General features: G+C 35.8%; 21 protein-coding genes. 15 read left to right on the top strand and 6 right to left on the bottom strand.

The features are described 5' to 3' along the window. Nucleotides 1-318 precede the first annotated feature (318 nt). Nucleotides 319-3,387, top strand: a complete 3,069-nt coding sequence (ileS, locus tag GH715_RS12125; protein WP_390308179.1) for an isoleucine--tRNA ligase — start codon at nucleotides 319-321, stop codon at nucleotides 3,385-3,387. 405 nt (nucleotides 3,388-3,792) lie between these two features. Further along, a complete protein-coding gene (locus tag GH715_RS12120) occupies nucleotides 3,793-4,533 on the top strand; it encodes an alpha/beta hydrolase family protein (RefSeq protein WP_240469387.1) in 741 nt (246 codons plus the stop codon). A gap of 189 nt (nucleotides 4,534-4,722) precedes the next feature. Here GH715_RS12120 and GH715_RS12115 read toward each other — a convergent pair whose 3' ends face one another. Together GH715_RS12115 and GH715_RS12110 are read right to left on the bottom strand one after the other, a co-directional pair. Beyond that, on the bottom strand, nucleotides 4,723-4,875 hold the full coding sequence (locus GH715_RS12115; protein ID WP_153836518.1) for a small acid-soluble spore protein P: 153 nt from the start codon (nucleotides 4,873-4,875) through the stop codon (nucleotides 4,723-4,725). A 24-nt stretch (nucleotides 4,876-4,899) separates the two neighbouring features. Next, entirely contained in the window at nucleotides 4,900-5,142 is a 243-nt protein-coding gene (locus tag GH715_RS12110; RefSeq protein ID WP_153836517.1) for a DNA alkylation repair protein, read from the bottom strand. A gap of 457 nt (nucleotides 5,143-5,599) precedes the next feature. Between GH715_RS12110 and GH715_RS12105 the strand changes: the two genes are divergently transcribed. Then, entirely contained in the window at nucleotides 5,600-5,863 is a 264-nt protein-coding gene (locus GH715_RS12105; RefSeq protein WP_240469388.1) for a transposase, read from the top strand. 166 nt (nucleotides 5,864-6,029) lie between these two features. On the opposite strand, the gene GH715_RS12100 is transcribed toward GH715_RS12105, so the two are convergent. Further along, on the bottom strand, nucleotides 6,030-7,730 hold the full coding sequence (locus GH715_RS12100; RefSeq protein ID WP_153836515.1) for a DUF2207 domain-containing protein: 1,701 nt from the start codon (nucleotides 7,728-7,730) through the stop codon (nucleotides 6,030-6,032). 353 nt (nucleotides 7,731-8,083) lie between these two features. On the opposite strand from GH715_RS12100, the gene GH715_RS12095 reads away from it, so the two are divergent. The 4 genes from GH715_RS12095 to GH715_RS21885 all read left to right on the top strand — a co-directional run bounded on the left by GH715_RS12095 (nucleotide 8,084) and on the right by GH715_RS21885 (nucleotide 9,606). Then, entirely contained in the window at nucleotides 8,084-8,386 is a 303-nt protein-coding gene (locus GH715_RS12095; protein WP_163578630.1) for a metal-sensing transcriptional repressor, read from the top strand. Nucleotides 8,387-8,609: 223 nt separating this feature from the next. Then, nucleotides 8,610-8,834, top strand: a complete 225-nt coding sequence (locus GH715_RS12090) for a DUF3892 domain-containing protein (protein WP_153836514.1) — start codon at nucleotides 8,610-8,612, stop codon at nucleotides 8,832-8,834. Between the two features lie 222 nt (nucleotides 8,835-9,056). Continuing rightward, on the top strand, nucleotides 9,057-9,335 hold the full coding sequence (locus GH715_RS21890) for a YitT family protein (protein WP_324186999.1): 279 nt from the start codon (nucleotides 9,057-9,059) through the stop codon (nucleotides 9,333-9,335). Nucleotides 9,336-9,339: 4 nt separating this feature from the next. Further along, nucleotides 9,340-9,606 (top strand): YitT family protein, encoded by a 267-nt coding sequence (locus GH715_RS21885; RefSeq protein WP_324186998.1) that lies wholly within the window; start codon nucleotides 9,340-9,342, stop codon nucleotides 9,604-9,606. A gap of 72 nt (nucleotides 9,607-9,678) precedes the next feature. Here the strand turns inward: GH715_RS21885 and GH715_RS12080 are convergent, their stop codons facing one another. Both GH715_RS12080 and GH715_RS12075 read right to left on the bottom strand, forming a co-directional pair. Continuing rightward, on the bottom strand, nucleotides 9,679-9,915 hold the full coding sequence (locus GH715_RS12080) for a spore germination protein (RefSeq protein ID WP_153836513.1): 237 nt from the start codon (nucleotides 9,913-9,915) through the stop codon (nucleotides 9,679-9,681). Between the two features lie 35 nt (nucleotides 9,916-9,950). Next, nucleotides 9,951-10,163: a spore germination protein gene (locus tag GH715_RS12075; protein WP_153836512.1), complete on the bottom strand. Its 213-nt coding sequence runs from the start codon at nucleotides 10,161-10,163 to the stop codon at nucleotides 9,951-9,953. Between the two features lie 301 nt (nucleotides 10,164-10,464). Here GH715_RS12075 and GH715_RS12070 point away from each other — a divergent pair, with 301 nt between their 5' ends. Beyond that, nucleotides 10,465-11,334 carry a manganese catalase gene (locus tag GH715_RS12070; protein WP_153836511.1) on the top strand — a complete coding sequence of 290 codons (870 nt, stop codon included), beginning with the start codon at nucleotides 10,465-10,467 and terminating at the stop codon, nucleotides 11,332-11,334. A 799-nt stretch (nucleotides 11,335-12,133) separates the two neighbouring features. Continuing rightward, nucleotides 12,134-12,832, top strand: a complete 699-nt coding sequence (locus GH715_RS12065) for a polysaccharide deacetylase family protein (RefSeq protein ID WP_153836510.1) — start codon at nucleotides 12,134-12,136, stop codon at nucleotides 12,830-12,832. 109 nt (nucleotides 12,833-12,941) lie between these two features. Here the strand turns inward: GH715_RS12065 and GH715_RS12060 are convergent, their stop codons facing one another. Continuing rightward, on the bottom strand, nucleotides 12,942-14,660 hold the full coding sequence (locus GH715_RS12060; protein WP_153836509.1) for an Rqc2 family fibronectin-binding protein: 1,719 nt from the start codon (nucleotides 14,658-14,660) through the stop codon (nucleotides 12,942-12,944). Between the two features lie 352 nt (nucleotides 14,661-15,012). Here GH715_RS12060 and GH715_RS12055 point away from each other — a divergent pair, with 352 nt between their 5' ends. The 6 genes from GH715_RS12055 (at nucleotide 15,013) to priA (ending at nucleotide 20,724) form a co-directional block, all read left to right on the top strand. Further along, entirely contained in the window at nucleotides 15,013-15,891 is an 879-nt protein-coding gene (locus tag GH715_RS12055; protein WP_153836508.1) for a YicC/YloC family endoribonuclease, read from the top strand. Nucleotides 15,892-15,923: 32 nt separating this feature from the next. Next, a complete protein-coding gene (gene remA / locus GH715_RS12050) occupies nucleotides 15,924-16,184 on the top strand; it encodes an extracellular matrix/biofilm regulator RemA (protein WP_018932726.1) in 261 nt (86 codons plus the stop codon). A gap of 14 nt (nucleotides 16,185-16,198) precedes the next feature. Beyond that, on the top strand, nucleotides 16,199-16,819 hold the full coding sequence (gene gmk, locus GH715_RS12045; protein WP_026287317.1) for a guanylate kinase: 621 nt from the start codon (nucleotides 16,199-16,201) through the stop codon (nucleotides 16,817-16,819). Further along, nucleotides 16,816-17,031 carry a DNA-directed RNA polymerase subunit omega gene (rpoZ, locus tag GH715_RS12040; RefSeq protein WP_018932724.1) on the top strand — a complete coding sequence of 72 codons (216 nt, stop codon included), beginning with the start codon at nucleotides 16,816-16,818 and terminating at the stop codon, nucleotides 17,029-17,031. The genes gmk and rpoZ overlap by 4 nt, the downstream gene beginning before the upstream one ends. Nucleotides 17,032-17,113: 82 nt before the next feature. Next, nucleotides 17,114-18,313, top strand: coding sequence for a bifunctional phosphopantothenoylcysteine decarboxylase/phosphopantothenate--cysteine ligase CoaBC (coaBC, locus tag GH715_RS12035; protein WP_153836507.1), 1,200 nt, complete (start codon nucleotides 17,114-17,116; stop codon nucleotides 18,311-18,313). Between the two features lie 2 nt (nucleotides 18,314-18,315). Beyond that, complete coding sequence (gene priA, locus GH715_RS12030) at nucleotides 18,316-20,724, top strand: primosomal protein N' (protein WP_153836506.1); 2,409 nt, start codon at nucleotides 18,316-18,318, stop codon at nucleotides 20,722-20,724. The last annotated feature ends 5 nt before the right edge of the window (nucleotides 20,725-20,729 follow it).

Raw genomic sequence — 20,729 nt, 5'->3', positions numbered from 1 at the left:
AAATTAAAACCGCCGGTTCTACCGGCGGATACTTACTTATATAAAAGGAAACTATAAAATTTGCGCAGCTGTCTACGCAAGCGCCTAAAAACTAGGCGAATTCACGAATCACGCTACGATAAAGAAGACGACTAGAAGCTTAGTCGCACTTATGTCTTTAGGTGAAAGTTAATCATCGGTTCGAAAGCTCACCGTGATTTCTTTCCTTTATTTCAGTTGATTAGCTCCAGACGCTACGTTTTTAAGCGGGCGCTCTGTGCTTTTCTTATAAAAAAATAGTAAAGGTGTGATGAAATGCAAAAGGTTAATGTAAACGAAATGTCTATGGAAAGAGAAAAGCGAATTCAAGACTATTGGGATGCGAATAATATTTTTCAAAAATCAGTGACAAATCGTGAAGGACAAAAATCATTTGTATTTTATGAAGGCCCCCCAACTGCCAATGGCCTTCCACATGCTGGGCATGTTTTAGGGCGTGTAATCAAAGATTTTATTGCAAGATATCAAACGATGCGTGGTTATCAGGTAATACGAAAAGCAGGATGGGATACCCATGGTCTTCCTGTAGAATTAGGTGTTGAAAAGAAAATCGGCGTTTCTGGTAAACAAGAAATTGAGGAATATGGTGTAGAAAAGTTTATTGATGAATGCAAAAAAAGTGTTTTTGATTATGAGAAGCAGTGGCGTAAGTTTACTGATGCAATTGGTTATTGGGTCGACATGGATGATCCTTATGTGACACTTAATAATGAGTATATAGAAAGTGTTTGGTATATTCTTTCTAAAGTTCACGAAAAAGGGTTGCTTTATCGAGGACACCGAGTTACTCCCTATTGCCCTAGTTGTCAAACATCTCTTAGTTCCCACGAGGTAGCTCAAGATTATAAGGATGTAAAAGATTTAAGTGTTACAGCAAAATTCAAGATTGATGGGAAAGATCATGAGTACTTTTTAGGTTGGACTACTACACCGTGGACACTTCCATCCAATGTAGCTCTTGCTGTACATGAGGATTTAGAGTATGTAAAAGTGCAACAAGATGAAGAGGTTTATGTCCTGGCTAAAGAACTTGTAGAAGATGTTTTGGGGGATGATTATGATGTAATTAGTGAGCATAAGGGGCACGAATTAGTCGGGTTAACTTATCAGCCGCCTTTTAATTATTTAACCGTTGAACGTGGTCATGAGGTCATTTCTGCAAATTTTGTAACAGATGAAAGTGGAACAGGTATTGTTCATCTAGCCCCAGCTCATGGTGAAGATGATTACAAAGCTATTCAAGATAGTGGTCTAGATTTTGTGAACGTTGTAGACGAAAGAGGGTGCTATACTGATGAAATAGCGCCACTTGCTGGAGAATTTACGAAGGATTGCGATGTCAAAATTATCAAATTACTAGCAGACCAGAACCTTCTATTTTCAAAAGAAAAGTATGAACATAGCTATCCTCATTGCTGGCGTTGTGATTCACCACTTATTTACTATGCTATGGAAGGCTGGTTTATCAAAACAACTGCAATGAAAGAGACTATTCTAAAAAACAATCAAATTGTACAATGGTATCCGAATCATATGAAAAATGGTCGTTTTGGGAAGTTTCTTGAAAATATGGTTGACTGGAATCTAGGAAGGAATCGTTACTGGGGAACGCCATTGAATGTTTGGATTTGTGACGAATGTAATCATCAATATGTACCTAGTAGTATTCAAGATCTAAAGGAACATGCTAAAAGTGGATTCAAGGAAAATCTTGAACTTCACAAGCCATATGTAGATAAAGTAATAGTGAAATGTCCTTCTTGTTCTAATAATATGAAAAGGACTAAAGAAGTGATTGATGTTTGGTTTGACAGTGGATCTATGCCATTTGCACAATATCATTATCCATTTGAAAATAAAGAGTTGTTTCATAAGCAATTCCCCGCAGACGTAATTGCGGAAGGGGTAGATCAAACAAGAGGTTGGTTCTATAGCTTGTTGACGATTTCCTCTCTTTTTACAGGAGAAGCCCCTTATAAACGTGTTTTATCACTGGGACACATATTAGATGAAAACGGTCGTAAAATGTCTAAAAGTAAAGGGAATGTCATCAACCCGATGGATTTAGTTGAAAAATATGGTGCTGACGCATTACGTTGGGCATTACTTGCAGATAGTGCACCTTGGAATAACAAACGCTTTTCAGCAAACATAGTCAATCAAGCAAAATCTAAGTTAGTCGATACATTGAACAATGTTCATTCCTTTTACACGCTTTATGCAGAAATAGATGGTTTTGATCCTGAAAAACATGAACAAGGTGAACCGTCTCTTCTAGATAAATGGGTGCTATCTCGATTAAATACTGTAACTCAAAACGTTATGGAATATTTAGATAGTTATGATTTTACAACAGGAGCAAGAGAATTATCCATATTAATTGATCAAATTAGTAATTGGTATATACGCAGATCGCGCGAACGTTTCTGGAGCGAGGGGTTAAATCATGATAAGTTATCAGCTTACCACACATTGTATAGCGTATTAGTCAGAGTAAGCCGATTAATTGCCCCTTTTACCCCATTTATCGCAGAAGATATTCATTTGAATTTAACCGGTAATAGTGTGCACCTTTCTGATTTCCCTAAAGCACATAAAGAACAGGATGATCCAGTGTTAGAAATGGAAATGGATCGAGTGTTACAAGTGGTAGAACTTGCTCGTTCCGCTCGTAATATGACAAATATTAAAACAAAGCAACCTCTATCTATGCTTACTGTAGTTGGTTCGAAAAAGAGTACAAAATCACTTGAAAAATACTTATATATCATTAAAGATGAAATAAATGTAAAGAACGTTCAGTTACAAGAACATTCCGGTAATGCAGTACAATATGAACTGAAGTTAAATTTTCCAACTGCAGGTCCAAAACTTGGCAAACTGGTGGGAGTGGTGCAAAAAACTTTACAATCTCTAACTCCTGAAGATGCTAAAAAGGTTGTCGAACAAGGTTATGTTGAAATTAATACTCCAAACGGTGAAAAGATTCAAGTAGAAAAAGATGATTTAATCGTGCATCAAAAAACAAATCAAGATGTAGAGATGGCTTCTAACTCAATTTTTAGTGTTTTCTTAAATACAACCATTACAGATGACTTACGTAAAGAAGGGAAAGCGCGTGAACTTATTCGTGCAGTTCAACAATACCGAAAGGAATTAAACCTCCCTGTAGAACAACGAGTGAACCTTGTCTTTGATGTGGATGCATCCATGAAAGAAATAATAGAACAGTTTAAAAATCTCTTGCAAAGTAATCTTCTTATCAAAAGTTTAGAATATAATAAAAAAGATGGTATGAAGTTTATAGTGATTGATGGAGCCAAAATTGGTATTCATGTGGAAAAGTAAGTAGAAAAGTGGGAACAAATAACCCCCTTTTCTACTAGAGGGTGAGTTTTAAGAGCATTGGTTAAATGGATCAATATACTATCCAGCACAACGATATTGTTGAAAAATTACTTATTGAAGAGGCGGTTACGGTCACAGTGATTGTCTCTTTGACAGAATGAAAGCGGAGCAGGAATAGGTCCGGTATTTGTTCTATTTTTCAGCATAAATAACCTCACAACTTTTGCTGAAGCCTTATTATCGACAATACCTATGTCAACTGATATTTGTAATTGATCGAGTACGTTGGCGATTTCTTTTAGCTGAAAATATTGAAATTTTGCACAAAAACACTTGAATGTATCAGTATAGTAAACTCTATTTTCATAAGGTGGGGGTATCGATATGAGCAGTTATCACAAAGAAATGATAAAGATTAAACATCACGGGCGGGAAATTCATGGCATCTTTTACATGCCTAATAATAAGAAAAAGTGTCCTGTTGTAATTTTTAGTCATGGTTTTAATGGAACATATAAAGATTTTGCCATGAATAGTGACTATTTAGCTCAAAATGAAATAGGTGCAATTTGCTTCGATTTTTGTGGTGGCTCCGTCAATTCAAAGAGTGATCTTAAGAGTTATGAAATGTCTATATTTACAGAAAAAGAAGACCTGTGTGCTATCGTTGAAACTATTAGAAAGTGGGAGAATGTCGATGCTGAAAATATCTTTCTATTCGGAGGAAGCCAAGGGGGATTAGTATCCGCTTTAGTGGCCGATGAATATGTAGAGGAAATTAGAGGTCTCCTTTTGCTATTTCCGGCACTGTGTATTGCTGATGATTGGAATAAGAGGTTTCCGACACTGGAGAGCATTCCTGATATACATGAGGTATGGGGCGTTAGATTAGGTAGAATATTTTTTGAATCGATTCATCAATATAATGTGTTCGACCATATTGGCAAATTCGATAAAAATGTTTTCATTTTTCATGGAGATGAGGATGATGTAGTAGCACTTGAATATGGGGAGAGAGCAGCAAGATTATATCCTTATGCTAGAATGGAAGTCTTTCCAGGAGAAGGTCATGGTTTTTCAGAAGCTGGAAACCATAGAGTCATTGAGCTGACCTATGAATTTGTAAGAGATAATATTAATAATTGATAACGAGGATCTTTTTGTTTTTTTACCAACCGTTCTAGCAAAATGCACTTCTCGTTTTACATTGAAACCTAAAAAAGGTTTCGTTCACAATATGTTAGTAATCGAAACCTTTCTTACTGTTAGAAAGCACCTGATCCTCTACTACCACCAACTCCTGTTCTCTTCCAGTACTTTGTAATGATCCTATTCTCACATGTCATGTGATGCATCATGTTTTTGTCGGGAATGGTTTTTATTTTTTACTTTATGCGATCCTGCTAATGGTTCACCGTAGGGCTGTTGTACGTTTTGGGATAAATTAGGTTGTTCCTGCTGTTTTGGTCCTTTGCGATTTTTGGTCATTTTTATTCATCCTCCATGATTTATTTATGTTGTTTGAGCATACTTAATAAAGGTGTTTTCATCTTCAATTAAGCCACATACACCGCATTGTATTCTCCTAGCAGGTCCGTTGTAGGCGACGTGAAAAGCTTCTAACGGTTCCTGCTCGTAATTATTGATCACTTCTCCAGTAGCTGAGTTTAATTTTACTGGTTTGACAACTTGTTCAATTACATTAAAACGTGAACGGTTTGTTTTACATTTAGGGCATCGGTATGGCTGATTCAAGTAAAACACCTCCATGGTTACTTTGTTATTTGTATGAGGACTGCTACAAAGTTTCAACGATACTTACCTTTTATTTTCTCTAATTCCTACTAAATTATACAAAGGCTTTAACTTTTTTCAGACAAGGTGAGGGCTTGTGGAATGAGGATTACCTGGTCAAGTCAATCAACAAGTCATGCGACTGGTGTATCAAAATTGGAAGGCTTATTTTGCCAGCGTAAAAGATTATCTAGTCCATCCTCACCAATATACCGAGAGACCAAAAATCCCTAAGAATGCACCGAAGAATGGAAGAATCGCTTGTGTCTTTTCCAATCAGGTATGTAAGGTGAAGGACGACAAATACGTCAGGTTTCCCCATACGAAGGAAAGACTGAATATCGGAAAATGAGGTCTTAAGGGACCATTACAACAAGTAAGAATCATTCCGAGCTATGGCGAGTATACGATAGAATTGGTGATCAAGAAAGAGGAAGAGCAAGAGTTTGTAGAGCTGGAAGAACAACATGTCATGGGTATAGACCTCGGTGTTCATGGTTTGGCAACCATTGTCAATAATACAGGGTCCCAACCTGTCATTATCAAGGGCCAAACAGTGAAAAGTATCAACCAATATTTTAACAAGCAACGTGCCCATTATTACCGTGTTTTACGACACGGACAGGGACCAAAAGAAGGTTCCTTCCAAAGTAAACGCCTAACAATTTTGCCGAGGGGATAGAGGGCGTCGTGTCCCGCCCACTAATGTTAAGCATCGGTTGAAGTTGATACATTAGAAACTCGTCACTTTAGTGATGAGAGGTTCATGTTTAGTAACGTGAGATGTTATTACTAAATTAATAAAAAGGTTTCGATCACTCAATTTAGGATCGAAACCTCTGTTATTATTAGAAGGCACCTGAGCCGCCACCGCCACCACCAACTCCTGTTCCTCCGCCAGGAATACTTCCACTATTACTAGTAGTAGCGGACACCGTCGAATCAGCATTGTCAAATTGATTAGTCACTGCACTCGCAATAAGCATAAACATCACTAAGTCATTTGTTTGTAAGCTACTATCAGCTGTAGAGGTTGGAGACAAGTTCTTACTAAGGTGTTCGAATTTCTTCTGCATCGACTTATTACCTGTACCGATTGCATAAATATATGCTTTCATTTGTTCATCACTCATCGAGTCATTCCAATCGTTTTCACTGATTTTCTCGTAATTCGAGCTGAGATGTTTGCATTGTTGTCTGATCCTAACCCCTTGAATAGTTTGAGGTTGGTAGAATATAGCGAATAGCAATAAGGAGATACTTAGAAAGATAGAGAAAATCATCCACATGAAAAGAGAATGTACACCTAGCATGATAATAAAGGGAATGATTAAAAGACTGACAATACCGGCTGTCCAACGAACTCCTTTTTTCTTTTCAAACAGCTGGTTCTGTTTTACCTCTTCTTTTACAGCTTCCCTCCATTTGCCAAAGTCACTGTGGTATGTCGAATGGTTATCTTTGTTCTTTGTATAGGCATCAAGATCTTCTAAGGAGAATGCACCTTTTTCACCTATTTTATGGAATAACCATTCGATTAATATGTTCTCATGCTGAAAGTCTGTGTTCGAACTTACGACAACAAATTTACTTTCGCCATCTCGTTTAACATACCCTTTTCTAACCAGATCTAATAATGCTGCCGAAACCAATTCACTACTCACTGACATATTTCTTATATAAAGAATAGTAGCTGGTAAACTCAACCCTTGATTCGGTAAGTATAGTGATTGCATGGAGCTACGTTCTACTTCTCTTATTCTGCTGTTCTTTTTTCTCCATCCGATCATAACTAGCGCGATTAAATAAATAAATAAGCCACTAACAATATAAGGGGAGATACGGCTTAATAGATCTTGTCTATTCTCGTATGCCTCTTGTTTTGCCTTTAATTCAGTTTTATCTGCTAGAATATCTTCGCGAATTGTCTTGTTTTCTTTAAGATCCGCCGCAGGGAAAAGTGAAGCATTATAAGCTACACGGATGTCACCATTTGTCCCGCTTTCAACTTCACCCATGGCAAAATGCACAATCCCATCTGAAGCTATACTCGAAGTTTCATAAGCTTCATCATACCCCAATGTCAGCACATCTTCAGTTGCTTGAGGCGGATGAATAAAAATATCCATATTTTGATACGTGGATTCGTTACTGGTGTCAAAGAAAGGCCAGTAAAATTGCCCCAAGTCCGTGTATAGTTCTACTCCATTGGTAATGGTGTATGAGAGGTCAATTTGGATCTCCTCTTCTGAACCACTTCGATAAATTTTAAAAAGATTCTCTTCTTGTTCAACATCTAAAGAGCGGTCATTTTCAAATGCTTGGAAGTCTGTTATTTCTGTCTGTTCTTTCGGTATCAATGTCCGGGTGATTCCATTAAAGTCACTATCAAATTGATAGGTGTGTTGCTCTTTAACTTGTACATCACCATCTTCCTGTAAATATGCATTAATTTCTGTGTTTGTAATGGAAAAATCGACTGCCAAGACTTGTTGAGGTAGTAAAAAAATAGAAAAAACAAAAGCAATTAGTAGTAGGTTCTTCTTCATAATGTTTTCAAGCTCCTCTCTAATTTATATACGATCTGGATGTATAAAAGGTTTCAATCATTGTAATAAGGTAATCCTAACAGGGGCTAAGTTTATATATAACTTTTTAAATGCAAAATTGTGTAAGTCGACGAGGCGATCTCATTAACTAGATAGATAACTACAACTATGGAGTTATTATGGGTAACTAAGGATTCAACAATAATCCGAGTGTACTATATATTGACTAGCGATTGAACGATAACTGGTAATTCATTGATATGATATAATAGCTTTACTTTATCAGTTCGCTTGCAAAAAATATAATTATTCATGTTGGATATGACATAAGTCCAAAGAGAGGAAGTGTTTTTGTGGATGAATTTTTACACGACCAACCAATTAAGCCAAGAAGCAATGATGAGAAACAAAAAGTCATTAACCGTTTAAAACGTATAGAAGGTCAGGTTCGGGGAATACAAAAAATGGTAGAAGATGATCGATATTGTGTAGAGGTATTAGTTCAAATAAGTGCCATTCAATCAGCACTTAAAAATGTAGGGTTTTCAGTCACAGAACGACATATCAAACATTGTGTCAGTGAAGCGATCAAGCAAGGTGAGGGACAAGAAACCATTGAAGAATTACTGAATGTCATGAAGCAGTTTTCCAATTAAGAATTACTCTTAGGTATAGAGTAATTCTCTCTTTTTTAAACTATGATAATGGGAACAGGGAATTATGATAACCTAGGACATAACATGTTTCTCAATAAAGGCCTTAAAAAAAGAAAATTCTTTGTTAAATTTAAAACACTTCCCTTCTTATGACTAAATGATCAATTGCACTATAATAAATTTTTAATAAATAGCCATAATAGGAAATAAAGGAGGCGATATAATGGCTGAACAAATTGTAGCCGTTCAAAAAAATGAAGATGGAGATATTGTGAAAATGAAATTATCCTCTGGACAAGTTGTTGATTATAAACAAGCACAACAAATGGCAGATAACGGTGAGATTGAACATGTCAATACATTTAAAGGACGGGATGGCGATAAGCATTTGCGTAGTGATGCAGATGGTGATCCAAGCAATAACTTAGATAATTTGCCACAGTTTTAACAATAAAAACTGGTATATTGTGGAAGTGACAGACTCGTACAATGTAAATACCAATATTAAATGAATACTAGTCTTCATACATGGAGTATTTATAGTTACAGTTTTTAGTCTAAACAAAAGCACTCCTTTCATATAAATAAACATGTCTGAAATCAAGTGAGATTTGGTGATGATCGATATGTTTATAATTAAAAAATATTTACGATAATAATTGACAGCATCTTGTTAGCGATTGGTGTAAATTTTTTCTTAATTCCTTTTAAACTATTGGATGGTGGAATGATTGGCTTAGGTTTAATTATTAAATACTTGGTCGGCATACAAGCTGTCTTAGTCATCATCTTCTTAAATGTTCCTGTTTTTATATTAGCCTGGATTCATCAAAAAGATTACTTTTATAACAGTCTACATGGAATGCTGGTTTCTTCATTTGCCATCGATTACCTTGCTCCATTACAGCATTCTTTTTTAACCTTTATTGCAATTGCCTTCTGTAATTAGTTCTATGCTTGGAGGTGTATTTATTGGAGTTGGAACAGGGATTCTCCTCCGTTTTAGAACAAGTACAGGTGGAACTGATTTACTGGCACAACTGCTTTCTAGAATGACTAGATTGAATGTTGGTGTTATTATTTTTATGATGGATGCCTTAATTATAATGATAGGTGGAATATTTATATCAATAGAAACCTTGCTATTATCGACTATAGCTATAATTTGCGTCGGAATAATTACCAGCCTGTGCACTTGGAATTTAAAAAGTAATAGCTAATGTTTGAGTGGTACTTGATTAGACTTTATTGTAGGCGTTTTTTCTAATAGGTACACTTGTAAAGAGCATTATTTAAATTTCGCCGACATCCCTCTCTATCGGATCTATAATATTTGAATCTTCTGCATCAGGATCAATTGCACTACTCGTATTAATTCCATTATTATTGAAAGTAAAAAAACCCGTATTAAAGCTTCCTGATCCAGTCACTACTTTACTTGTAGAAGGTGGAGCTACATTTAATGCATTTTTAAAAATAAATCCTTCATTACTATTAATAGTGACTGATCTAAAGAAAGAACCCGACATTCTAGAACCCCCTAAGTTAAATATTACATTTCAATTTAAATCTTATCATCAATGTTCGAGTCAATTGTATCTGGATCAACAGTTGAAGAACTATTAAAGAAATTATTGGTTGTTATCCAATCGCCTGTGTTAAAACTTCCAGCACCGGCAACGACTTTACTTGTTGATGTTGGAGAAGCCATAAATATGTTACTTGATAGTATACCTTCATTACTATTTATAATTACTGGTCCTAATATAATGGTCATCATATGCACTTCCTTTCTAAATCTTTAACTTTAATACCTCTTGTCTTTCGCTATATAAAATAATGCTATGTTATAACTCAATCATCGGAATGGATAATCAACTATAAATAAGTAGAATAATAAATAAACCTATTAATAGTGTGGATCAGCAGATTCTTTAGAATATTTATCGTTATTTCGAATGGTCAAGCCCTTCCTATAACTTAATGAATGGAATTTATTTCATCTAATATAAAGGATATATTTTACTAAACCTAATCTTGAGTAGTACTATACCTAGCAAAAAGGAGAGGTTAGTAAAATGTTTTATCATATTAAGGAGCTACAATATGATGCCAAACCAAGTCAGCCAGACCCAGTATATGCGAAAAAATTACAAGAAATCCTAGGTGGACAGTATGGTGAAATGTCTGTTATGATGCAATATTTATTTCAAGGATGGAATTGTCGTGCTGAAGGTAAGTACCGAGATATGATTCTCGATATTGCAACAGAAGAAATAGCACACGTTGAAATGATTGCAACAATGATTGCTCAACTATTAGATGGTGCGCCTGCTCATGATCAAGAACAAGTAGCTAAAGATCCAGCAGTTGAAGCTGTTCTAGGCGGTATGAACCCCCAACACGCAATTGTTAATGGGTTAGGTGCACAGCCTAATGATAGTGTAGGTTATCCTTGGACTGCTCGTTATACAATAGCCAGTGGAAACTTGCTAGCTGATTTTAGGGCGAATCTCAATGCAGAATCTCAAGGGCGACTTCAAGTAGTTCGATTGTATGAGATGACAACGGACCCAGGAGTTAGAGATATGCTTTCATTCCTAATTGCGCGTGATACAATGCATCAAAATCAATGGATGGCTGCGATTGAAGAGTTAGAACAATCTCAAGGTTCTGTAGTTCCCAGTACATTTAACCAAGAGTATGAAAAACAAGAAGTTTCATATGCGTTTATGAATTATTCTGAAGGAGAAGAAAGCAGTACAGGAAGATGGGCAAATGGTCCAACTCTTGATGGTCAGGCTAATTTTGAATATATTCAACATCCAAAAGCTATGGGACAAAAACCTAAATTGCAACCAGGACCAACATACATTCATGGTACACCTCCTTTAGAAATGAGAATCCAACGAGGTGCAGGAAAAATGGATCCTAATAATCAACAATAAAATAACCGTTCAGGTACTCACTGGTGGTTTTTGATTGCTGATCTACTCATAATTGGTCAATTGTGGTCATAAGCATATAACTTAAGGGCATACCATTAGAGCATATCCAAGAGTTGTTAGGTCATAACACACCACATCAAATCTAAGTATATGCTCGTTTGTATGAAAAAAGGATAATTACGATGAATATATGTAGAGTGGTTAATTTTTAGGTAGATAAGATTACGTTCTAATCACAGTAGAATTAAAAACAATTCCTCTAAATTCCTACTTGTGATGGGGTTAAGAGGAATTGCTTTTTTTCATATTTTTCTGAGTCCAACAAAAGATAGTTTCATGAATCGCTTTTCTAGAATTAATTTAGTTAATAGAGTATTAATTACAGTTTGATCAGTATGTTCAAATTTATAGGTGGCATATGTATTTGCTTGGGGTGGTGGAAAAGACTGAATATCGACCTTGATCATTGTCCTTCAAGTAGTTCCTTTCTTACCGTTGAATAGGAGGATGAGAGATAATAAACAAGGAAGTAAAAGCTAGTCCACAACTATATTTTAAGGGTATTTCAAAATATTCCCTTCAGTGTTGTTCGATGTCAATAAAGCAAAAGAAGATAAAAATGAATTAAAAACAGCTTGTTAATCATATGATTTTTAGGCTGTTATTTTTTTATTACTCTACTATATTGTGAATGAGAGTCTTGCTATCGTCCATACACCTAGTTGATGTTCTGTGTTATATTAATGGAGTATCAGTTTATTCAAGTTATTGATAATATGATGAAGAGAAGGTATTGGCTATGAGAAAACCAATCGTTTTAATTACTATCATGGTTATTTGTTTCGTATTCATATTATTTGGTGGGTATAAGTTAATGAAGTCTAGAACCTTTCAATTATTTGGAGATTTAACTGCCCAAGTTGAAACAAATGAAAAAGTCGTAGCATTGACGTTTGATGACGGTCCTACTGAAAATGTTCATGAGATTCTAGAGTTGTTAGAGACATATAATGCAAAAGCGACATTTTTTCTGATTGGGGAATATATAGAAGATTTCCCAGAAGAGGCTGAGGCTATCGTGCAAGCTGGACACCAGGTAGCGAATCATACTTATTCTCACAATCGAATGATTTTCAAATCGCCATCGTTTATTAAAAACGAAATTGAAAAAACAGACCAATTAATTAGAGGTATTGGTTATGAAGGACAAATTGATTTTCGCCCACCGAACGGAAAGAAATTTCTCGCGTTGCCATGGTATTTACATAAAAATAACATCGAAACGATTATGTGGAATCTTGAACCAGATAGTTTTTATGTTCAAGCTGAAGATAAAGTTAATTACGTGGTAGAAAATATTGAACCGGGATCCATTATCTTGATGCATCCGATGTATGACGATAAAGGACAAGAACTTAAGGCCATCGAAGGTATTTTAGAAACATTATCCGAGAGAGAGTATCAGTTTATCACGGTCAATGAATTACAAGGTTTATAAACTGATAGACTAAATTTTAAATTATCGGACATAAAAACTCCCCCTTAAGTGAGAACAGATTTTTAAGTTCTGTCCCACCCTAAGGGAGTGCATATAGACCGACTAGCGTTTAGCTTGATGGTTTTGTTTTTAACTTTGTCAAATAGCTTTGATCAGGTGTCACAAACAATGTTTTTTGGTTGTCATAGGTGACAAAGCCTGGTTTCGCACCATTTGGTTTCTTTACATGTCTGATTAACGTATAGTCAACCGGAACAGAAGAAGAATGTTTGGATTTACTGAAATTAGCGGCCAACTGTGCTGCTTCCAGTAACGTATCTTCATTAGGATCTGTTGAACGAATCACAACGTGTGAACCGGGAATATCTTTTGTATGCAACCAGACTTCATCCTTGCGTGCTATACGATTGGTCAAATATTCATTTTGTTTATTGTTTTTTCCAACCAAAATTTCGGTTCCGTCTGAAGCATAAAAGGTTTCCGGAACTGGTTTTTTCGTTTTCTTTTTTTGCTTTGTTTTTGTTTGTCGCTTCTTTAAATATCCTTGTTCCTGTAACTCCTCACGTATTTCCTCGATATCCTGCTCTCTAGCAGTGTCGATTTGTTCGATCACTTGGTCTAAATATTCCATTTCTTGATAGGTTTTCTTTTTCTCTTCTTCAACCATCTGTTTCGACGTTTTTAATTTATGATACTTTTTGAATAGAGCTTGCGCATTTTCACTTGGTGTTTTATTCTCGTTTAAAGCAATCGTTCTTTCTGCTTGATTTGGGTCATAGTAATCGACTACTGTGACTTCTTTATCGCCTTTCTTCACTAAATGCATGTGAGCTGTTAACAATTCTCCATCTCGTTGGTAGCGGTCTGCATTTTTCGCTTGCTCCAATGTTTTGTCTAATTTCACTAACTTTCGTTTGTTTTTCTTTTGTTCATTCGTTAAAAAGCGTAATAAATCACCAGCTTTTTGTTTTACTCGGTCACGTTCAGCCTTACCGGAATAAAACGTATCTAACATACTGCTTACAGAATTAAAATACTCTTTCTCTCCATCTTTGAACGATAAAGGTAAAACATAAAATCCTTCTTTTTTATTCCTCGATATAAAAGGTTCATATTGATGTTCTAGTATTTGTTGTTGAATGTTTGTAAATACGTCTATAAATGCATCTGTTTTTCCAATCCCTACTTGCGCTACTATTTCCTTAGCTAAAACAGGTGAAACCCCCATATAGGTATTGACAATTTGTTGATCAAGTTTACCTGCATTGAAATCCAATTTGCGAATAAAGGTATCCCCGTCAATGGTTAACGGATTGTATTTACCTTGATCAGGTGGTTGCACATACGTACTACCAGGTAAAATCGATCGGTGTCGATTTTGAGCACTTGATACATGTTTAATACTTTCAAGTATTACCTGACGTTCTTGATCAACTAAAATGATATTACTATGTTTGCCCATCAGTTCTACTATCAATGTTTTTACGCTTTGGTCTCCGATTTCATTTTTCGTTTGAAAATGAATATGAATGATTCGTTCGTTTTCCATTTGCTCAACCGATTCAATAAAGCTTCCATTTAAATACTTGCGAAGCATCATACAATACATAGAAGGTTCTGGAGGATTTTCGTATGTATCTGTTGTAAAATGGATCCTAGCATAGCTGGAATGAGCACTAATTAAAAGTTGTTTATTGGTACCGAACTTTCGAATTGTAAATAATAATTCGGTATCTGTAGGTTGATATATTTTTAATACACGCCCTGATGCCATTTCCTGATGAAGTTCGTGAGTTATTGCACGTGTAACAATTCCATCAAAAACCATTTCAATCACCTCATTCTTTCATTATACCATTTCTTATAGAAGTTGTTCAAAAAGTCACGAAATGATAAGCGGCGAATCTCTTTGTTTTCTTGTTTCTCCGTACCTTGGAAAAAAGAACACTTTTCCGGCGTACGATGTAGTTCTATGGAGCTTTTCTTTGTGCTCACGTATTTAAAAGCACACGTTTCGCTATTCGAAATTACATCGCTTTACCTTCTGGCTTCTTATTTGGCAACTTTTTGAACACAAATTTCATAGGTAAAAGAATTATTTGTCTATTGAATAGAATTTTTGATATGATGATTATGGTTAGAAACTAGTGTTTATACTGTAAATGGAAGGGATATGAAATATGTTAAGCATGACTGGTTTTGGCAGAGAAGAGTTTCGGAATGAACATTTAGAAATTAGTGCAGAAATTAAAGCGGTTAACCATCGCTATCTCGACATTACTTTTCATATGCCTCATTTTTTATTGCCTATTGAAGATCAATTAAAAAAAATCATCCAAAATAAGATGAAACGGGGAAAAATCAACGTTTCTATACATATTTCTGGTACCTATACACACCGTAAACAATTAAAGACAGATTGGGACTTAGTGGATCAATACGTTGATCATGTAAAACAATTACAAACAAAATACCAGTTGGCCGGAGAAATTTCAGTGGAAATGATTAGTCAGTTTCCTGATATATTTCACATAGAAGAAAAGGAAGAAATAAACTCTGACACAGAAACACATGTAAAAAAAACATTGGAAACAGCGGTCACTAAAGTTAATCAAATGCGAACAACCGAGGGAGCTGAGTTAAGAAAAGATCTCTTGATGAGAACAGAAAATATACTTCATAATATAAAACAGTTGGGTGAAAGACGAAAAATTGTTATAATAGAGTATCAAGAGCGAATACTTGAGCGTATTAACAGTTATCTTGAAGATACGCCTGTTTCCGAAGATTCGAGACTCTATCAGGAAGTTGCACTACTTGCAGAAAAAGGCGACATTTCTGAAGAGTTAACGAGAATAAAAAGTCATATTAAGCAATTTCAGCAAATAATGGAGGAGACTGATCCGATTGGTAGAAAATTAGATTTTATTGTTCAAGAATTAAACAGAGAGTTAAATACAATAGGTTCTAAGTCAAATGACGTGTGGATCAGTGAGCAAATTGTTTATTTAAAAGGTGAAGCAGAAAAAATGAAAGAACAAATACAAAATGTAGAATAAGTTGTTCTTTACAATTTAAGGGGGAGCTCGAGATGAGTTTGAAGTTAATTAATATAGGTTTTGGAAACGTGGTGTCTGCGAATAGAATTATTTCCATTGTGTCACCAGAATCTGCTCCAATCAAACGTATTATTACGGTTGCAAGAGATAATAATAAACTGGTAGACGCTACATATGGCAGAAGAACAAGAGCGGTTATCATTACAGATAGTGACCATGTAGTGTTGTCAGCTGTTCAACCAGAAACTGTCGGCCAAAGAGTGATTAGTCATGACGAAATAAATGAAGAGTAGTAGGAGGAGCTATGTTGATAGATGAGAAAGGAATACTGTTTATTCTATCTGGACCATCTGGAGTAGGAAAAGGAACAGTACGAAAAGCGTTATTTGAACAAGATACGAATTTAAAATATTCTATCTCTATGACAACAAGAGCGATGCGTGAAGGAGAACAAGAAGGTGTCGATTATTTTTATCGAACACGTGAGCAGTTTGAACAAATGATAGATGAGAAAAAAATGTTAGAATATGCCGAGTATGTTGGCAACTATTACGGCACACCAAAACAATATGTCGAAGATACAATTGAGAAAGGCCATGATGTCTTTCTTGAAATTGAAGTTCAAGGTGCATTACAAGTGAAAGAAAACTTCCCGCAAGGTGTCTTTATCTTTTTAATACCACCTAGTCTTGAAGAATTAAAAAATCGAATTATCGACCGTGGAACGGAAACAGAAGACCTTATCATGAACCGGTTGAAAGAAGCACGAAATGAAATTGAAATGATGGATAAATATGATTATGTTGTGGTAAATGATAATATAAATGAAGCTGTCAGAAAAGTTCGTGCAATTGTACAAAGTGAACATTGTAAACGCGAAAGAGTGGCAAAACAATACAAAGCATTATTGGAGGTAGATGAAAAATGATTTTGGAGCCATCGATTGATAAATTACAAACAAAAATTAATTCCAAATACACATTAGTAACACTTGCTGCCAAAAGAGCACGACAAATTCAAGATACGAAAATGCACCAGGTAGAAACTCCTAGAGCAGCAACTTTCGTAGGGCTTGCTTTGGAGGAAATTTTAGAGGAGAAATTAACAGTAGATCCTGAGTATAAAATGATCAATGAATAATATCGATGTTGAATAGAAGAGCCCCCCTCGCATTGCTTCTGCTTGCGGGGGTTTCTTCTATATCAGGAAAGGGGTTACCGATATGTTAAACGGAAAGAAAGTGGTTTTAGGAGTTTCTGGTGGCATTGCTGTTTATAAAGCAGTTGCATTAACTAGTAAATTAACGCAGGCAGGGGCAGATGTGAGAGTAATAATGACGGAACATGCAACTGAATTTGTGACACCTCTTACTTTTCAAGCGATATCAAGAAATCCGGTTTATACAGATACATTTGATGAAAAAGATCCTGCAAAAATAGCACATATCGATTTGGCAGATTGGGCTGATTTAGTGTTGTTAGCTCCTGCTACGGCAAATATCTTAGGCAAAATAGCAAACGGGATTGCGGATGATATGTTAACTACTACTCTTTTAGCTACACAAGCACCTGTTTATGTCGCACCTGCCATGAATGTTCATATGTATCAGCACCCAGCTGTGATTCAGAATCTGCATACACTGGAGAATTGGGGTTACCGCTTTATCGAACCAGGTGATGGGTATCTGGCGTGTGGTTATATTGGAAAAGGTCGATTGGAAGAACCGGAAAACATCGTCGAACTATTGGAAATGGAAACAAATCGAACAAATAACTGGATGGGGAAGAAAGTATTAATTACAGCGGGTCCGACTCGAGAAGCTTTAGATCCGGTTCGTTTTTTTACCAATTACTCTTCTGGAAAAATGGGATATGCACTAGCACAAGTAGCTATGGAAAACGGGGCGGAAGTCATTTTAATAACAGGACCAACAACATTAACCCCTCCGGTAAACGTCACAACGATTGAGGTATCAAGTGCGGATGAAATGTTTGAACAAGTGAAAAGCCGCTATGAGAATATGGATATTATTATTAAGGCCGCTGCAGTAGCAGATTACCGTCCAACATTAAGAAACGAACACAAGATGAAAAAGCAAGATGGACCATTAACGCTGGAAATGGAAAGGACTACGGATATTCTACAGTATCTTGGACAACACAAAACAAAGCAATTTATAGTTGGATTTGCTGCAGAAACACAAGATATTGTGAGGTACGGAAGGAAAAAGCTTGAGAATAAAAATCTAGATGCCATTGTACTCAATGATATTAGCCGTAAAGATATCGGGTTTGCTTCTGATCGAAATGAAGTTTTATTTATGACGAGAGATGGGAAAGAACAGGCAATTGAACAGGACAGCAAAAAGAACATTGCCAAACAGATTATTCAACTAATAGATTCTGAACTAAGGAAGGTTTAAGTATGCGAGTAGCAAAAGTTATTGTGGATGTCCCCTCAAACCAGACAAATCATACGTTTGATTATTTGATACCAGAAAAGCTAGAGAATCTCGTGCAAAAAGGTATGCGTGTATCACTTCCATTTGGGCCAAGAAAAATAATGGGGTTTGTATTAGACGTTGTTGATCACTCTGATTTTGATAAACTCAAATCTATTGATGAAGTGATGGATCTTACACCGGTCTTAACAGAGGAGTTATTGCAACTAGGTAAATGGATTAGCGAGCAAACGGTTAGCTTTTATATCCAAACATATCAGGCGATGTTACCGCAGATATTAAAGGCAAAATACAAGAAGGAAATTGAGGCATTAACAGATTACGAATTACCAGATGAATTACAAAAGCTTTTTGCAGGAAGAGCTGTTATTGATTACGATGAATTTATCGAAAGAAATGGTAATTATAATCTATTATTAAAAGAGGTACGCAACGGACATGTTCAAATCAATTATATCGTTAAATCTAAAGAAACGAAGAAAACAAAATTGTTTATTGCACCGGATAAAGAGACATACTTATTAGAGGAAGCATTAGAAGATATATCGAACCGGGCGAAAAAACAAAAACAAATCATTGATTATTTTATTCAACATCCTGATCCGATCGAACAAAAAGAACTTTTAACTAATTTCAAAACGACGACAGCTACTATTAATCAATTAGTCGAGAAGAAGCTCTTAAAGAAAATAGAAAAAAAGGTTTATCGCGATCCCTATCAAGGTAACGAATTTGAAAGAACACAACCATTACCATTAAGTAAGCAACAACAACAAGCGATCGAACCAATTTGGCAAGCAATTGAAGAGAAACGAGATCAAGTCTTTCTATTACATGGTGTAACAGGTAGCGGTAAAACAGAAGTGTATTTACAAGCGATCGCAAAAGTGTTAAATCAAGGGAAAGAGGCCATTGTATTGGTTCCTGAAATTGCACTTACACCACAGATGGTGCAACGTTTTAAAGGCAGATTTGGGTCGGAAGTGGCGGTTTTACATAGTGCATTATCACCAGGAGAGAAATTTGATGAGTGGACAAAGATTCATAAACAAGAAGTGAAAGTTGTTGTAGGAGCAAGATCGGCAATCTTTGCGCCATTTGAGAATATTGGTATTATCATCATTGATGAAGAACATGAAACCAGTTATAAGCAAGATGAACAACCACGATATCACGCACGAGAAGTTGCTAAAAAGCGAGGTGCTTATCATAACTGTCCTGTAGTCTTAGGGAGTGCGACACCAATGTTAGAATCGTATGCTAGAGCAAAAAAAGGCGTTTATCACTTATTAGAAATGCCTGATCGAATGAATGAAGGTGCGATGCCTCCTGTCGATATTGTCGATATGCGTGACGAATTATATGCAGGAAATCGCACCATGTTTTCACGAAAATTACTTGATGCGATAAAAGAAAGGATCGATCAGAACCAGCAAGTTGTTTTATTTTTAAACAGAAGAGGATATTCTACCTTTGTGATGTGCCGTGAATGTGGAGATGTGATGAAATGTCCGAATTGTGATATCGCCTTGACCTTCCATAAAAGCTCTCACCAATTAAAATGCCATTATTGTGATCATCAGATACCTATGGTGAAAGAATGTGAGACATGTGGAAGTAATACCATTCGTTATTTTGGAACAGGAACGCAAAAAGTCGAGGAAGCCTTAAAAGAACATATTCCTGAGGCCAGTGTCATCCGAATGGATGTTGACACAACGAGACGAAAGGGATCGCATAAAAAGCTTTTAGAGCAATTTGGAAATGGACAAGCCAATATTTTATTAGGTACTCAAATGATTGCTAAAGGACTAGACTTTGAAAATGTTACACTAGTAGGTGTTTTAGCTGTCGATGCGATGTTGCATTTGCCGGATTTCAGGTCTGCCGAAAAAACATTCCAACTGATGACACAAGTTAGTGGACGAGCAGGGAGACATCTTTTACCTGGAGAAGTAATTATTCAAACTTATACACCTGAACATTACAGTGTACAGTTAGCTAGTCAATATGATTATGAACAGTTCTTTTTGCAAGAAATGGAGATGCGTAAAAGCTTTCATTATCCCCCTTATTATTTTTTGACATTAATTACAGTTTCACATCCAAATCAATGGAAGGCACAGGAAGTAACCAAAACAATTTGCAAGCTGTTATATAAATATCTGTCAGATCATGCTACTATTTTAGGTCCTACTCCTTCACCAATGGTTCGTATAAATAATAGATATCGCTACCAGTGCATGGTAAAATATAAGGATGAACCGAATCAAAGAGAAATTATTCGCAAAATACAAGAACATTATTATGATGATATTCAACGACATGATTTAACGATACAAGTCGATTTTGAACCATATTCATTAATGTAAGAGGA

It is taken from the genome of Gracilibacillus thailandensis (genome assembly GCF_010994055.1).
Classification (GTDB): Bacteria; Bacillota; Bacilli; order Bacillales; family Amphibacillaceae; genus Gracilibacillus; species Gracilibacillus lacisalsi.
This window is presented reverse-complemented; position numbering and strand designations above follow the sequence as displayed.

What these genes read in the sequence shown, in the direction of transcription:
- ileS (WP_390308179.1), top strand. Translation starts at nt 319, where the DNA reads ATGTCTATGGAAAGAGAAAAGCGAATTCAAGACTATTGGGATGCGAAT.
- GH715_RS12120 (WP_240469387.1), top strand. Translation starts at nt 3,793, where the DNA reads ATGATAAAGATTAAACATCACGGGCGGGAAATTCATGGCATCTTTTAC.
- GH715_RS12115 (WP_153836518.1), bottom strand. Translation starts at nt 4,875, where the DNA reads ATGACCAAAAATCGCAAAGGACCAAAACAGCAGGAACAACCTAATTTA.
- GH715_RS12100 (WP_153836515.1), bottom strand. Translation starts at nt 7,730, where the DNA reads ATGAAGAAGAACCTACTACTAATTGCTTTTGTTTTTTCTATTTTTTTA.
- GH715_RS12090 (WP_153836514.1), top strand. Translation starts at nt 8,610, where the DNA reads ATGGCTGAACAAATTGTAGCCGTTCAAAAAAATGAAGATGGAGATATT.
- GH715_RS21885 (WP_324186998.1), top strand. Translation starts at nt 9,340, where the DNA reads ATGCTTGGAGGTGTATTTATTGGAGTTGGAACAGGGATTCTCCTCCGT.
- GH715_RS12080 (WP_153836513.1), bottom strand. Translation starts at nt 9,915, where the DNA reads ATGTCGGGTTCTTTCTTTAGATCAGTCACTATTAATAGTAATGAAGGA.
- GH715_RS12075 (WP_153836512.1), bottom strand. Translation starts at nt 10,163, where the DNA reads ATGACCATTATATTAGGACCAGTAATTATAAATAGTAATGAAGGTATA.
- GH715_RS12070 (WP_153836511.1), top strand. Translation starts at nt 10,465, where the DNA reads ATGTTTTATCATATTAAGGAGCTACAATATGATGCCAAACCAAGTCAG.
- GH715_RS12065 (WP_153836510.1), top strand. Translation starts at nt 12,134, where the DNA reads ATGAGAAAACCAATCGTTTTAATTACTATCATGGTTATTTGTTTCGTA.
- GH715_RS12060 (WP_153836509.1), bottom strand. Translation starts at nt 14,660, where the DNA reads ATGGTTTTTGATGGAATTGTTACACGTGCAATAACTCACGAACTTCAT.
- GH715_RS12055 (WP_153836508.1), top strand. Translation starts at nt 15,013, where the DNA reads ATGTTAAGCATGACTGGTTTTGGCAGAGAAGAGTTTCGGAATGAACAT.
- remA (WP_018932726.1), top strand. Translation starts at nt 15,924, where the DNA reads ATGAGTTTGAAGTTAATTAATATAGGTTTTGGAAACGTGGTGTCTGCG.
- rpoZ (WP_018932724.1), top strand. Translation starts at nt 16,816, where the DNA reads ATGATTTTGGAGCCATCGATTGATAAATTACAAACAAAAATTAATTCC.
- coaBC (WP_153836507.1), top strand. Translation starts at nt 17,114, where the DNA reads ATGTTAAACGGAAAGAAAGTGGTTTTAGGAGTTTCTGGTGGCATTGCT.
- priA (WP_153836506.1), top strand. Translation starts at nt 18,316, where the DNA reads ATGCGAGTAGCAAAAGTTATTGTGGATGTCCCCTCAAACCAGACAAAT.